This is a genomic window from Aquimarina macrocephali (assembly GCF_051627225.1).
Lineage (GTDB): Bacteria > Bacteroidota > Bacteroidia > Flavobacteriales > Flavobacteriaceae > Aquimarina > Aquimarina macrocephali.
This window is the reverse complement of the sequence record NZ_CP151795.1, coordinates 4318506-4333035: the sequence shown is the minus strand read 5'-3', so window position 1 is coordinate 4333035 and position 14530 is coordinate 4318506. Positions and strand designations below refer to the sequence as shown.

The 14530-nt window shown below is 34.1% G+C and carries 10 protein-coding genes; all 10 read right to left on the bottom strand.

The window, feature by feature from the left end:
• Window positions 1–12 precede the first annotated feature (12 nt).
• A complete protein-coding gene (locus tag AAFU52_RS19105; RefSeq protein ID WP_438423145.1) occupies window positions 13–2403 on the bottom strand; it encodes a collagen-like triple helix repeat-containing protein in 2391 nt (796 codons plus the stop codon).
• Between the two features lie 4 nt (window positions 2404–2407).
• A complete protein-coding gene (locus tag AAFU52_RS19100) occupies window positions 2408–2644 on the bottom strand; it encodes a hypothetical protein (protein WP_438423143.1) in 237 nt (78 codons plus the stop codon).
• Between the two features lie 22 nt (window positions 2645–2666).
• Entirely contained in the window at window positions 2667–3020 is a 354-nt protein-coding gene (locus AAFU52_RS19095) for a hypothetical protein (RefSeq protein WP_438423142.1), read from the bottom strand.
• Window positions 3017–4429: a hypothetical protein gene (locus AAFU52_RS19090; RefSeq protein WP_438423141.1), complete on the bottom strand. Its 1413-nt coding sequence runs from the start codon at window positions 4427–4429 to the stop codon at window positions 3017–3019. The genes AAFU52_RS19095 and AAFU52_RS19090 overlap by 4 nt, the downstream gene beginning before the upstream one ends.
• A 55-nt stretch (window positions 4430–4484) precedes the next feature.
• Window positions 4485–6482 (bottom strand): hypothetical protein, encoded by a 1998-nt coding sequence (locus AAFU52_RS19085; protein ID WP_438423140.1) that lies wholly within the window; start codon window positions 6480–6482, stop codon window positions 4485–4487.
• Complete coding sequence (locus AAFU52_RS19080; RefSeq protein ID WP_438423139.1) at window positions 6482–8677, bottom strand: hypothetical protein; 2196 nt, start codon at window positions 8675–8677, stop codon at window positions 6482–6484. Before AAFU52_RS19080 ends, AAFU52_RS19085 begins: the two co-directional genes overlap by 1 nt.
• A complete protein-coding gene (locus AAFU52_RS19075) occupies window positions 8678–12385 on the bottom strand; it encodes a phage tail tape measure protein (RefSeq protein WP_438423138.1) in 3708 nt (1235 codons plus the stop codon).
• Complete coding sequence (locus AAFU52_RS19070) at window positions 12385–12981, bottom strand: hypothetical protein (protein ID WP_438423137.1); 597 nt, start codon at window positions 12979–12981, stop codon at window positions 12385–12387. The genes AAFU52_RS19075 and AAFU52_RS19070 overlap by 1 nt, the downstream gene beginning before the upstream one ends.
• Complete coding sequence (locus AAFU52_RS19065) at window positions 12978–13421, bottom strand: hypothetical protein (protein ID WP_438423136.1); 444 nt, start codon at window positions 13419–13421, stop codon at window positions 12978–12980. Before AAFU52_RS19065 ends, AAFU52_RS19070 begins: the two co-directional genes overlap by 4 nt.
• Before the next feature lie 199 nt (window positions 13422–13620).
• Window positions 13621–14529, bottom strand: a complete 909-nt coding sequence (locus AAFU52_RS19060; protein ID WP_438423135.1) for a hypothetical protein — start codon at window positions 14527–14529, stop codon at window positions 13621–13623.
• Window position 14530: the final 1 nt, after the last annotated feature.

Sequence of the window (14530 nt, the reverse complement as noted above, 5' to 3'; positions counted from 1 at the left end):
TTTTAAATTTTTTTAAAACACTTTGTAACCTATATGTAAATTCCAACTCGTATTTACCGGTGACGAAACTCTAATTGCAGAAAGAAATATTTCATCTTCTACAGTAATGTCCTGAGCTGTGATATTAGATACTACATTATTTAATATATCTCCGGTCATGGAAACATCTCCTGAATCATATAATATCCTTGATACTATACCTCCAGAATTTGACCTCCTTGCAATTAAATAGAATCTGAAAACAGAATCTTCTGCAGGATTAGCGGTTATTTCAATCTTTTTTAATGTGACGTTTTTGGTTACATAATGCCCTCTGAATGTACCTGTTAAATTGGTTGCGGAAGTTTGATAAAAACTAGTTGCTGCATAATTGATACCATTGCTCGTATATGTGTAGTATCTTCCAAGTAATGATCCATAAAGGTTATTATTGGTTATTATTGGCACATCCACTGCAGGAGTATCTGGTGGGGACACTACTACGTTAGTATATGGTATTGATTTTCTAAATGTAGGTAGCCAATTATTAATTGGTATTGCAACAGATTCTTTCGTGACATCTAAAGTTGCCCCCATAGTATCCCTTATATTCCCTCCTCCTGCATTACCGTTTATTGCATAAGTTAATTCTAGCCCATTAGGATCCTCACTACATACTATATTGATATAATTGTCTCTTTTAATTTCAACGGAGGTAATGATCTCTGTACTGGATCCGTTTAAAATTGAGAATCCATAATTCGGTTGTGATATAACTTTGGTTATGTCCAGGGATAATGGTTTAAACGGAATATCAAAACCAACCCTGACTAAGTAATCGGTTCCATAAGAATGGTTTACTATTTCTTTTACGTTAAAAAAATTATGCTGGTTAACAGAGAATAATACTTTCTTCATGTTTGCACCAAAAACAGCACCTAGCTCTGTATTCGATGTATCATCAACATGTACACCATCTGTATATGTAAATTGATACATCGCAGTTCCTAAATGCACATTATCTACTTCTTCAGACATTTTAGTAAAAGCCAAAGGAACTCCCTCACTAAAAGTGACTCCTGTTTTTGATGCTATCTGATAAACAAAAAATTGAACATCCTCTTTTTGCCCTGTAATCGCCAAAACGTCTGTGTTTATTTGGGTAAATAAAGCCTGTAATGCATCCTGATACTCCTGTGTAGTATCATTCCTGTCATCTGCATTTTCACCTTGTAACCATCCTAATGCACCAAGCGTAAATGTATCTCCTGCGTTTAATGCAAATTCCTGAGCTTTTTGAACCGATTGCACTAATTTCCTGTATGCGGTTCCGTTGGTATCTGCTAATGTTGCTAAACTTGCTCCAGATACACCAGCAGAGCAACCTAACAGTTTAATGTTTTCTGAAACAATATTGACATTATTTTCTTCTAATAATAACTTCTTAATCGCAATACATGCACCTTTGGCCGGAGTCTCTACACCTAGTCCAGTGTCGATCATCTGTTTAAAATCTGTTTGATAGTATAAGTCTACATTAGCCTGACTATCGATGTTATAATTTAGGTCGGTACTTCTATCAAACTGATAAACCCCTGTTAATTCGGCCTCTGATAAATCACCGGCACCTCTTACTGACAATGACTGACCGTAAAACCAAATACCAACTACATCATAATCTCCTTTTGTTCCTTTAATAGATTCTATGGTTTGACTTGAAGATGTTCCTGGTATTCCCTGCGGTCCAGTTGGTCCTTGCGCACCTATTGCTCCATTAGCACCAGTTGCTCCGGTTGGTCCCTGTAATCCTGTAATTCCTGTTGGTCCTTGTGCTCCTGTTGCACCAGTAGGGCCTTGTGCGCCAACTGTTCCGGATACAATTAAATCTCCTGATCCGAGAACGCTTTGACCATTAATTGTTTTAATATTTGTGCCACTAACTAGATTGTTCTGCTTATCTGAAATATCAATACTCCCTCCATCCTCTAATGTGATAGTATTACCTAATCTACTAAGTTGTTGATTATCTGTTCCAGAACCTCCTCCTGATAATGATGATAAATCAATTGTCTTAACAGTGTCATTAGATAATTGAAATGTTACAATATTTGTAGTAGTGTTAAAAGAGAAAGTTGTGATGGTTTGATTTGGATCTCCTAATATTGTTGTAAGATCTACAGAACCACCATTTTCTAACGACAACACATTACCTAATAAAGAGAGTTGCTGATTATCACTTGCACCACCTGTTATTGCATCATTAATCCATCCTGCAAATGTTGATAATGGTACATATTTTGCTTTTTTAACCGAATCAACTAATACAATACTATCGTTTTTGGTTCCTAATTCTTTTACTCCTATTTTTTGTGCATTCCCAAATACACAAAAAAGCATCCCGATTACAATTAATACTTTTTTCATTTTTTTAACTTCCAAAAATTATATCCCAACTTTCAGGTGCATTATCCACTCCTCCTAGATAAACACCACTAACTAAATGGCTACCATCTGATAATAGACCTCCTACTCCAATATCACCTATTTCTATATCTGGTCCAGTGTTAGGTGTTGGTAATTTTCTTTTTTGGTATCTAATCCCACTATCAGTTTCTTTAACTATCGAATTACTACACATACCTTCATGATAAACTGTTAAACTCATTCCTTTTATTGTTTAGATAGAACTAAGATTCCCCAATCCAGGCACTATCTGTTAATCCTATATTTATTAAAATATGTCTATAACCGGTACCGAATCCAAAAAATTCAAAATACACTACATCATGACATGATCTTATATCTAATCCATCAAGCTCTATATATAGTTTACCATCTGGCTTTTTGGTTATTCCTTCATTACTAATTGTTGCTGTTGAAATAATAGATTTTTTACTCTTAGCATAAGATAATATTCCAATCGCATTGTCATCATAAGGACATGTGTCAGATTCTAAAGCAAATCTAAATATTTGTCCTCTTGTCATTTGAACACTTACTGTTTTAGTTTTGTCAATTATTACTAGGTTGTCTGTGTTCATGGTGCTGATCTATATACTCCTGTTATTTCAATTTCACCATTAGTAAAATTTGAACTCGCGGTAACATTAGCGTCTTTAAATCCTATATTTATTATAGCAGCAGGGCCCGCAATTGATGTTATTACCGGATATAATCTTGACACATCTGAAGAGCTGTAACCACTGCCTCTAAATCTGCCTAAATTAAGTATTTGTATACCTCCAGTTGCTAAAAATGGAATCCCTCCGATTTGTATATTACCAGTTGCTGTTCCTGTTGTTGAACCAATTGTGATTAAAATTCTTATTTGGGTTAAATTTCCGATCTTATAGTAGTTTCCAAAAGCACTAATTGCGTTATATGTAGCGCCTCCCCCTGCATCAATTATGGTAGGTGTAAATGAACCATTAGTAGATAAATTATTTACTAGTTGATCAATGTAGTTTTTTGTTCCAACATCTTGAGGATCTGTTGGATCAATTACATCCGATATTTTGGCATTAGCAGAATTACCCTCAGATAACACAGCCGATAACGTAGGTATAGATACTGTGATTAAAGAATAATTGTTTATATCCGTTTTTGTCCCACTTTTATAAAAGTACTGGCTTCCGCTTCCCGAAGACAGTATAATAATATCCCCTTGCTGAAAAGTATAATTTGCCGAGTTTGTAGAAAAGTCTAAAATAGATGTTTCTGTAGCTGTAATAAAATCATTAATTGCTAGACTCGGGATATGTGAAGTTGGTATTTTATTATCTCCATCTAAAGGCGCATATCCATTAGCAATACCTTTTTCACTTAACAATTGATAATTACTCAAGTCTACATCTTGGTTGTTATTCACCTTTTTAAACCACACGGTACCATTATGTGCAATTATGTCATCATTTTTTAGTGTAATGTCACCAGAACCAAAATTAAATACTGTTCCTGTTGGCGCTGCTCCTATTACCTTGTATTCATGTCCGATAGTTCCTGAAGCATCTGTTAAAACTGGAGTTGAAACTGAAACATCAAAATTACCTTTATACTTTGTTGTGACATTTAGAACATTCAATAGAGTATTATAGGAATTGTTTACATAATCTTCAGTTGCAAAATCCGGTTTACCCTGTAAATCGGCATACTGACTGCTTTGCCCTACTTTTCCAATAACTACTTTCGTAACTCCATTCTGTTTTATAAGTATTCTTCCAGTTGGAGTTGTATTATCAGCTTCTAATTCTTGCTCAAATTCAACACCGCCTGATCCTATTAAATTTATAAGATCGGAATATTCAATCCGAACTAATTTACTCTCATTTGGGCTATAAAAAGGAAAACTAGCATTGTTCTCCACTGTTGCCAGTTTTGACAATTGAGGAGTACTCAAACCATTTAAAATAACTTGCTCTAATTTTGCTATCCTTTGTTCAAGTGTTGGCATATTTCAAATTTACTTATTTTTATTTAGACTAAATAAGAATAATGATAAAAAAATATTAATTATTATGTTTTAAATAACCCTCTCCATTTTGTGTAACTAGGTAACCATCAGTATCTATATTGGAAATCACTCTCAATCCAGAATCACTAACAAACTGCTCATTGTTTGGTGTTAAAATAACCGTAGCATCATAAAGATTAGTGTTTCCAAGTTTTTCAACCTCCAATTCTGGATCGGTATAACCGACACCATTAACGAATAATCTATCAAGTACTATTGCTCTCGTCAAAGTTTGTAATACTGGACCAGGAACACGATTAAATTTGAAACTGAATTTATCTGTGTTTTTGCCTCTAAGGTGTGTGATTATAGTATCTGTTCGATTACTGTTTACATCAATTTCAGGTAAATACTCCCCTAATTCTAAAAAAGGAAGTCTCAGCAAATGAGTAATACCTGTTTGGTAATTAATCTCATTATTTTCTGTATTGCTATATCTTACTTCATGAGTATTTGGGAAGTTTTCTCTTACGTTAAGTCGTTCACTGCAATAATTAAAAGATGTATTAAATCCTTCGACTTCCAAGTTTAATTGATAACACCCTTCATAATTTTCAAAATTGATATAGAATTCATACACTTCGTATGGTAGTTGATTATAGTTTACAAGAGCTTTTCCTTTTCCAAAATCATTTGCTCCAGTAGCTATGAAATTGGTAAGTGCAACCCAAGATTTTAAGTCATCATCATAAAATATGTCAGTTATCTGATACCAGTCTAGTATTAATAAAGAATTGGATAGTCTGATAAACATTCCAACTTTGTAGAATGATGGTATTCTTTTTACGAATGTATTAACTCCTATCACATCACCTGTTTCGGGATCATATACATCTCCTCCATTAAAGTACACACCTACATAATTCCCATCATAATATTTTATATACGCTTCTCTAGAATCAAATATGTTTATGTTGTTCGATTTTTTTACAACTGGCACATCTATTTTATTGTTTGAAGAATCAATTAGAGTACATGTATGTGTTTCATAACTACTTCTGAATTGAATAGTATGGTTATCCTTTTTCTTTACGAAATGACCGAAATCTCCAGTATTTAATCCTGATTCTTGGAAACTTAACGTGTTATAAAAATTTTCAAATTCAGAGTCCTCTTGTAGTGCAAAATGAAAACTATTAAGTTCACTTAGTTCGAAATAAGGTAATACCTCACTCGAAACTGTTGAACTATCATCCACAACAGTAAATGCTAACTGTTTTTTACACCCGTAAGTATCACGTACATAAGCGGTGAAGTTCCCAGGTAATAACGATGTAAAACTATTCGGAGCCTGCCAATTAGCATCATCAAGACTATATTCCAGTAAAGAAAAAATATTCACAGTACTTACCCCTGTTGATGATACCTTTATTTCAACAGAATAACCATTAGGAGTTAATCTTTGTTCAACACCTGTTATTGTGTATTGTGTTACTGGAGAAAATGATTTGGTTATTTTCTCTGCAGAATGAAAAAGCTCTATACTTGTGGTTACTCCCCTATCAATTGTTAAAGTAAATGGATTGGTAGATATATTAATGTCTTGACCCCCATATCTTGCTAAAGCGGTTTGTTTATTCGTTGTTATAGATAAATCAACCTGAGTGCATGGGTTAGCAACATTTGACGCGTAACTTTCTGCTGTTATAATATATGGGTCTGGTGGCGGTGTGTTTGAAATAGATACAATAACACCAAAACCACCTTCTACGGTTGCTCCATCAAAAAAGTTTGTTTTTGTTTTGTGGGTAATTTCTAATTGATTTGTGCTTACAAATCTAAATGAATACTCATTAAATTGATTATAATCTGTATTTAAAGCCTGATAAACATTTGAAATCGTCGTATTTATATTGTCGCCAATCTTAGCCTGATTAGCACCATTTCTATTTGTGTAAAATATTTCATAAACTGCATCGGTACCGTATTTAAGGAATAAAATATCCCCTTCCATAGGTAATGAGTTAAATTGTATCAAAACTACACTTGCCATTATATCCTTGCTTTTATAAGTTCAAAACTTGCATCTCTTGTTAATTCGCTTTTAAGTACCCATCCATATTGTGTTTCCCCACTTTTATAGGTGTAACTTGCTAAACAATATATATTAGGTATATCCCTACCATTAACCTCAAAAGACCCTTCAATTTGTTTTTTTAATTCGTAAGTTAATTTTGCTTTACAATTAACTTTTACCGCGGTCATTCTTGCATACTCTAATTCATTTATTGGTAAATTCCCATCTTCTGATCTATTAGGAACATTAGCGTATTTTGTGATCATTCCTGAAAAACCTGTAGTGCTGCTATATCTTATAAATTTATCAGCAAACTTGTGTAAACTGGCCCCAAAAAACCATCCCCACCTTAATAATGATTGTAAAGGTGTGAGTCTAAAATTACCGGCACTGTCTGGATCGTAAACTTTCTTTGGTTGTTCTTGTAAATCATCTTGCCATTTTCTAAGCCTGTATGCTCCGTTTTCTGGTATGGAATCCAAAAGGAAATTTTCTTTATCATAAGATGTATCCTCTGTTGGTGCTATTTCATAATTTTTTCGTCGTAGTAATTCCACTGCAATTAAATCTGATCTTAGTTTACTGAGTCCATCAAACGTACTTTCCATTGTATTGGTTGGAAATCCATATACATTTTTTGCGTTGGTTTCGAAAAGTCCAAATTGCTCTTCATAAGTGCCTGCTTTCTCATTTCCAAAATCTGCACTTCTCCACGCATAATCAGGATTGAAAGATTCTTTGTAATCGTATACCTCACCTAAATGTATTTTTACTGTGTTTCTGAAGAAATGTTTCAACTCTTCAACTACTAACATTTTTTTACCTCCATGAATCTCTACTCCATAACCGGTACACAAGTATCCTTTGACACTTAATAAGTCTTTTAATGATGTGGTTATACTCTCTAACTGTTCTAAAGGTTTTCTGTCTTCATCTAACTTTGGTAGATTTCTGATCATTTTACCACTCGCTATTAGTAAATCTTTATACGGCCCATCTTTAAAATAGTCGGATCTAAATTGATTACGATTTCCTAAAATAACCTCAGTAGTTCTATGCAGTGCTTCATGAAAAGTTAAAGCATTGTTTGTTGTTGGTGGGAACTCACTATCTTCTTCTATGAATATAGAACAGTTTTTTTCATCAACCGTGTAATCTGTAGCTGCGCCTGCAGCAGCAGTTACAAAAGTTACAAAGGCTAAAACTTCATCCTTTTCTAGAGTTATATTTATTGTTTTGTTATAAGTGTATTCACTTTGGATACCAGTAAATTCTGAAATTATAATTTGCGCACTTTGGGCTCCAAGGTATTCACCTGGATTACCTTCTTTTGCCCGAACTAGATAGTGTATCAACTCTTTATTTGCTCCTGTTCTAAAAAAAGCTTTAGATGTACCGGAGAAAGTTATTTTTAGATTTTTCCTTCTGTCATTTTTTCCATAAAAATATTGGCCTTCACTAAGTACCCATTGCCCTGCAAAAGTTACTTTTCTAAAACCATCCACTCCTATTACTGGTCTTACTAAATCATCACTATCATATATTATATTATGATCACTGATAAAACTTGTAGTAATTGTACCTAAACCCGGCTCATTTTCTGCTATATGAGTAAAACCTTCTTTGTTTTCTAAAAGAGTACGATTAAACAATCTCCTACCAGTAACAACCAGCTTTTCATAATTTAAATCGGTTATTTGATTTCCATTAATATCAGCTGGCTTAGTAAATGCCCCATCTTTAAAAGTAGTTCGGTCTAATTCAAATTTTTCACTTAATTGAGAGTCAATTTCCTCATCTAAACCACCGGAAACTACCTGAACTGTGAATTTTTCTTGGTAGTCTTCATACTGTTTCATGTTGATTTCTTCTTGGTAATCAACCTCAAAAACATCTGTATATGGGTTTTTTACCTCAACTCTGAATTCAATATGACCATTAGGAGCATGTAAATCAAAATACCTCCTTAGATAATCCGATCCTTCTTTGACAAATATTATTTTATCAATGTATTTAGTAATAAAGGAGAGTCTTTTTTTACCTCTTTCCATTGATTTAGGAATGTCATGCCAAAACAAAGGGCTTTCATCTTCTCCTATTGGGCCATTTATTAATTCTAATGAGCCAAACTCATTACTTAAAAGTGTATATTTTATCCTTTTATCAAACATCTACCCTATTCTGTTTCTTAATGAAATGTGTCTATCTAAATCAATCTTTGGTGCTTCGTTATGGATGTTAAATCTTGCTGCTTTTAAACCATCTTTTACTTCTTTTTTGATTTGTCCATACATTTCTTTTGCACTTGCATCATTTGAATTATTGATTTTAACCAATGGAGGTAGAAAACCGCTATTCATTAATGCCGACCCCATAAAAGAGTTATCTAATGCGTATTGTTGAAAATCTGGTAGTGACTTAAAAATAGTATCTCCTGGTTCCGTAAATCCAATAGTAGGACTACTAGCAACCCCTTTAATTTTACCAGTTTTACTCATTTGAACCTCTGTTCTTCCTGGTACTTCTCCATATAACATTGGACCTCTATAAGAATCTGATTTCTTTTTTCCCTCTGCATATTGTGGGATAGGAGTTGCTGCAACTACTGCTGCCTGCGCTACACCGACCGCAGCAGCTAATACCATTAAAGGTATTTTTGGACTCGCTTCACTTATTGCTTCAGCGGTATTTATAGTTATTTGCGCTAAAGAGATAGCCTTATTAAACCTTGCCTGTTTTCTTTGTTCTTGTACTTTTTTTCTTTCTAATTGTTCGTTAGCAGCTTCTCTTTGATCTTCTAGGGCCTTTCTTTCATCTTCAGTATATCTTTCACTATCTAATAGCTTGTCATATTTTTCATTGTTTTTTTCAATTTCAGAATCTATTTTTTGAACTCTTCTTTCAGTTAATGCATCACCGAGATTACCAAGTTCTTGCATCAATTGAATCGTTTTTTGGATAATCTTTTGACGCATTTGCTCTGCTGAAAGCTCTTTCTTAATCCCTTCCTCAACTAATTCAGCTCTTAATTTTGCTATATATTCTTCTACAGCTATTCTCTGATCCGCTCCTGTTGCTATTGCTTTCAGTTCTGTCTCTAATAAATCGAGGTGCTTTATTGCTGCTTTTTTCCTTTCCTCAGCTATAAACTCCTGAGTCTGTCTTTCGATTTCCCTGGTCGATTTCCCTTGGCTTAATAATTTGGCTCTAAGGTCAGTTACCTGTTCATCTAATCTTCTTTCAAAATCACCTTCCAGAATTTTAGCACGTTCTAATTGTTTTTTGAAATTAGTTTCAAATATTTTATCACGATTCTTTTCTGCTTTATCTGTGGCTTGAGTTTTATCATGTTCAAATTTTTCTTGAATTCTTAACTTTTCATCTGCGCCACCCTTTGATGTAGAGATCTCGAAATTTTTCTCTAATACTAAAAGCTTCTTTTTCGTATCTAAATAATCATTGTTTGCAAGTAATCTGTCTTCAAGTGAATTTTCTTCATTATCAATAATTTTCTTGTTAGCTTCTAACTGAAACTGTAGCCTTTGTTTTTCTAATTCAAATCTTTCTTTTAGAGATTTCCCAGAACCATCACCTTCATCTTCTGTTGTATTTAATTTATCTTGACTTTTGAGTAAATCATCCAGGATAGATTGTAACTCCTTAATAGTTTCTTTAGTTCCGGCCAAATCACCAACTACCTCTTTAGTCTTTGGAGTATTTGCTACTTTTTTGTTTGATTCTGCAATGGATTCGGATAAAACCTTCCTTTCGTCGATTTCTTCTTTTACTCTCTTTTTAAGTTTCTCAAGATTGTTTTCCTCTTTTTCTGTTAATATTTTACCCCACCTTTCACTACTTTTGGCGATTTCTTCAGCAATCATTTCTGCCTTTTTTTGCCTTTCTTCTTCTACTTCTGATAATAGTTTGGACCCATCTTTTCTTCCTTTAATCTCTTCTTTAACAAGCTTAATTTTTTCTGCTACTGCTTTCTTTTCATTCTTTATTTCATCACTAATCCTATCTAATTGCTCTCTAACTAGTGCAATATTAGCAGCAACAATTGCTTGTCTTATTTTATCGGCCTCTTCTCTTGCTTCTCTCAGCGCTTCTGCCGATGCTTTTACTCCATCTCTAAACGCATACCATGTGGCAACTCCAGCAGCAACCACATTCATCAATATACCTAGAGGATTAGATTTTGTTGCTATATTAAAAGCTTGCATTTCAATTCGCGCAGCTTTAATACCACCGGATAAAGCTATTTTTGCTATTCTTAAACCGAATGTTATTGCTGTATACCCTCTTGTTATTAAAGATGATGCTAATAAAAGTCCTTTGTAGATCAAAAATGCTTGTGCCACATCAACTACGGTATCAATCACCTTGTCGAGATTATCAGAGAGGTAATTGACAATTTTTGCTAACCTATTACTGTAACCTCCTGCCTGATTGGATCTAATTATATATTCTTCCCATCTAGATTTTAAAATAAGTAAAGAAGCGTCTAAACTTTTAAGTTGTTCATTTACTAAATCATCCAAAGCACCGGAGTTTTCACGTATGGCTTGGGCGTTTATCTCCATTTCTTCGGTGTTTTCCGCTAATATCACACCTATTTTAGCTGCTTGAGCTCCAAATAGCCCAGATGCAATGGCTAAAACTTCAATTTCTGATTTACCCGATTTAACTGCCTTATTCACTTGTGCAAGAGCATCACTAAGTGTTTTTCCCTTCTTGGCTAGTTTTTGTTGTGAAGTTGCTAATAATCGTCCTGCGCTCTCTGCTTTTAATCCATTATCTGCTAATATTCCTACTACAGCCCCAGTATATGCTAAATCTTTATTTAAAATTTTAGAAATAGGCGTGATATACTGGAAAGAATCGCGCATTTTTTGAAAATTCAGCGAAGTAGAAGTTCTAACTGTTGCAATTATATCTGCATATTCTTCTGCACTATCGCTTCCTTTTCCAAAGGCATTTAATGTTTGTACTAAAAATTCTCCTGCTTCTGCTCCAGTTGTTTCTAGACCAATGGCAAGATTATTAACAGGTTCCAATAATTGTTTTACTTCATCCTTACTTTTACCAAGTGTAATTAAAGATTCAGCAAGTTTTGCCACGTCGGTGGCTGTGTTTACCGATTTTCCAGCTACACTAATAATAACCTCTTCTAAGTCCTTTAGATCCTTCCGGTTTGTTCTAAGTATCCCGGAAAGGTTTTGCATTGATTTATCAAACTCCCTTATTGATTTGAACCCATCTCGCAATATTTGTACAAATAAAAATATACCAGATGTTAATCCGAAAGCTGATATAAAAGATCGTAATGCTCTTGTTGCTCCTTTTAACCTTCCTGGGTAATTTCCTACATTATCTCCAAACCTTTTTATAGGTTGGTTAATATTATCAATTGCCGTCCGTAATTTATTAACCTGGTTTCTGGCTTTTACTGTTTCATTAGCGGTATGACCTAATTTAGCAGCGAGGTTACGGTATCTTTCTTCAGCTTTGGTGAGTGCTAACTGTAACCTCCCATATGCTGATAATGATTTTTTGTTTTCGTTGTTTAGTTTTCTTGTTTTGTCACGGATTTCAGCAATTTTTTTACCTGTATTGCTCTGTGCATCATTATAATTTCTTAGGGTGGTATTATATTTTTTCTGAAGTCTTTCTGCATCGGACATTATCTTTTTACCCTTGTCTAATTCCTCATTAACTTCAGATATAAGTTTTTTACTTCCGCTAGGAAATTGAACTTTTTTAGCTTGCGCCTCAAGTATCCCCATCTTCTCGATCATCTCGACAAGTTGTTTAATTACACGCTCATTACCTTCAAAGGTTTCTTTGCTTGCTGTTTCTATGAAGTTATTCTTAGCCATTAACTCGCTTGTTTAAGCCTTTGTTTATTAATTTTTATAGCACTTTTTTTAACTGCTGAAAATCTTCTTAGTGACATGTTTTCGGGTAAATGCCTATCCTTTATATCAGACATACTTTCAATCACCTCTTCGTAATTTGATACTTCTTTGCTTACGTGTTTTTTTAGGTTTTCTTTTTCAATTTCTAGTTCTGTTTCCCAGCTTGGTATGTACTGTTCAACAATTAGTGTTAACTGATCTATTAAAGATGAATCCTTGATAACCTTGATCTTTATTCTAGACAGACCTGAAATGATACTGTTTATTTGATCTTCATTAAGATTGTTTTTTAAAGCAATGTTTACTGATATTTTGCAGATATTGATTTTTAAAACCAGTAGCGCAATTCTATTTCGGGTAGTGATCAATAATGACGCTTTTCTATTTCCTTCTAGTTCGAAATACTCATCTTGAATATCTGACCATGCCTTTTCTAAATCTTCGTTGCTTGGATTTCCATCTTTGATTAAAAAAGATAGGTCTTCATTATTCAGGTTGTAAAAAAACAGATTAGCTGGAATCTCTCCATTTTTCCAATAGTCGATCTTACCTTTCATAACCCTGTAATCTTTTTTAATGCTGCGATGTAATCTTTTGCTAAATGAAGTCGCCAAACTTCTTCAAAGGTTTTTTGATTTAATGATCGTACATCTTCACCATACTTTTCAAACAACATTGTAGACTTCTCGTCTGTACTCTCGAACATGAAATGACTTGGTTTAGAATTCTGTACAAATAGTTTCTTAGAAAAAGATTTTGTTCTTATTAAATCGACAGTACCTCCTGCCGATGGATTTTGGATAATTTTCTCTTTCTTATAAGCATCACTTTTATACTCACCAATGATATTGCCATCAGGACGTAACCCAGACTTTAATTCAGCCCTCTTTGCGTTTATTACGTCTTGGCTTTTTACTATCAGCTTCGACGCTTCTTTCCTTAACACTGGCATTGTCAGTTTTTGTAATCTGCTTTTTATTTCTGCAACTGATGCCATTCAATACCTCCTTTACTTTTTGTTTTTTCTGTGCCTCATGTAAAAACTTATATTCCTGAAGATTAGATACATATTCAATCTGCTCTTCCTTTGTCTTGTTTTCGAATAAATTTTTATTTATCGAAGCATTTTTGTTAAGCCAAAGAATTTTCATATCCTTAATTTTTTAAGGGCGGGTATTTCACCGCCCATTAATTGATTATACTATTGTAAAACTCGCAGATTCTCCCTTGTAAAGAACATCTGTAGTAGATTTCACAATATCATATGTTCCATCATTTAACTTTACTGTTGCTGCGTCCTCAGATGAATAAGCATCATGTGTCAATGTATACTCTCCTGTTGCACTATTAAAAGTGGATGCCGTAACAGTTTTCCCGGTAATTTTAAAATCTCCAAACGCAAGTCCTTTAATCTCAACTGCTGGGTTGTATTCTGCTACCACTTTAACTACTGTTGTAGTTGCTCCAACCGCTGGAAGGGTTACAGTTATTTTTGCATCAATAACACCTCTAACTTCATCAATAGAAAATCCGTTAACTGAATCTTTTAAAAGAGCCATTTTGCTATTGTACTGCGCATCACTTGTCAATTGAAAACCGATCATTGTTTCGGAAGGATCTGAACCATTGTTGTTTTTGAAGGTTTTCACATTCAAATAACCACCAGATAACCCGGTAAGTTTACCATCTGCTTTTGTAGCAACTCCAATCACACCATTTTTCCATCCTAAAATGAAATTATAATTACCATATCCATTAAAAGAATAAGCTGCTGCATGCCAGCTATATTCGTTAGAGTATGTAAACTCTAACTCTGGTAATCCTCTTCGTGTTGGAATCTTGATTCCAGTGTTGTAAGTCTTAAAAGTGGTATCCTCATTTTGTTCATTGAAATCAACCGCTTTTAAAAACGGATGAAAAACCCCCTCTTGGATTTTTTGCACAATGTAAGCTGCGTTAAAATCCTCAGTCGCTGGGTCAAATTCCCAACTAGGAGATACCGCAATGAAACCATCAGGGATTTCAGTCGGAATCTTACAGGAAAGAACACCTGTTCCTTTTCGTGCGCCTGCCTCGCAATCTATATAATTAACTTCTGTTGCCATT

Excerpts from the sequence above, each read along its gene's own strand:
- AAFU52_RS19075 (WP_438423138.1), bottom strand. The coding sequence starts at position 12,385 with ATGGCTAAGAATAACTTCATAGAAACAGCAAGCAAAGAAACCTTTGAA.
- AAFU52_RS19090 (WP_438423141.1), bottom strand. The coding sequence starts at position 4,429 with ATGCCAACACTTGAACAAAGGATAGCAAAATTAGAGCAAGTTATTTTA.
- AAFU52_RS19070 (WP_438423137.1), bottom strand. The coding sequence starts at position 12,981 with ATGAAAGGTAAGATCGACTATTGGAAAAATGGAGAGATTCCAGCTAAT.
- AAFU52_RS19100 (WP_438423143.1), bottom strand. The coding sequence starts at position 2,644 with ATGAGTTTAACAGTTTATCATGAAGGTATGTGTAGTAATTCGATAGTT.
- AAFU52_RS19060 (WP_438423135.1), bottom strand. The coding sequence starts at position 14,529 with ATGGCAACAGAAGTTAATTATATAGATTGCGAGGCAGGCGCACGAAAA.
- AAFU52_RS19080 (WP_438423139.1), bottom strand. The coding sequence starts at position 8,677 with ATGTTTGATAAAAGGATAAAATATACACTTTTAAGTAATGAGTTTGGC.
- AAFU52_RS19065 (WP_438423136.1), bottom strand. The coding sequence starts at position 13,421 with ATGGCATCAGTTGCAGAAATAAAAAGCAGATTACAAAAACTGACAATG.
- AAFU52_RS19105 (WP_438423145.1), bottom strand. The coding sequence starts at position 2,403 with ATGAAAAAAGTATTAATTGTAATCGGGATGCTTTTTTGTGTATTTGGG.
- AAFU52_RS19085 (WP_438423140.1), bottom strand. The coding sequence starts at position 6,482 with ATGGCAAGTGTAGTTTTGATACAATTTAACTCATTACCTATGGAAGGG.
- AAFU52_RS19095 (WP_438423142.1), bottom strand. The coding sequence starts at position 3,020 with ATGAACACAGACAACCTAGTAATAATTGACAAAACTAAAACAGTAAGT.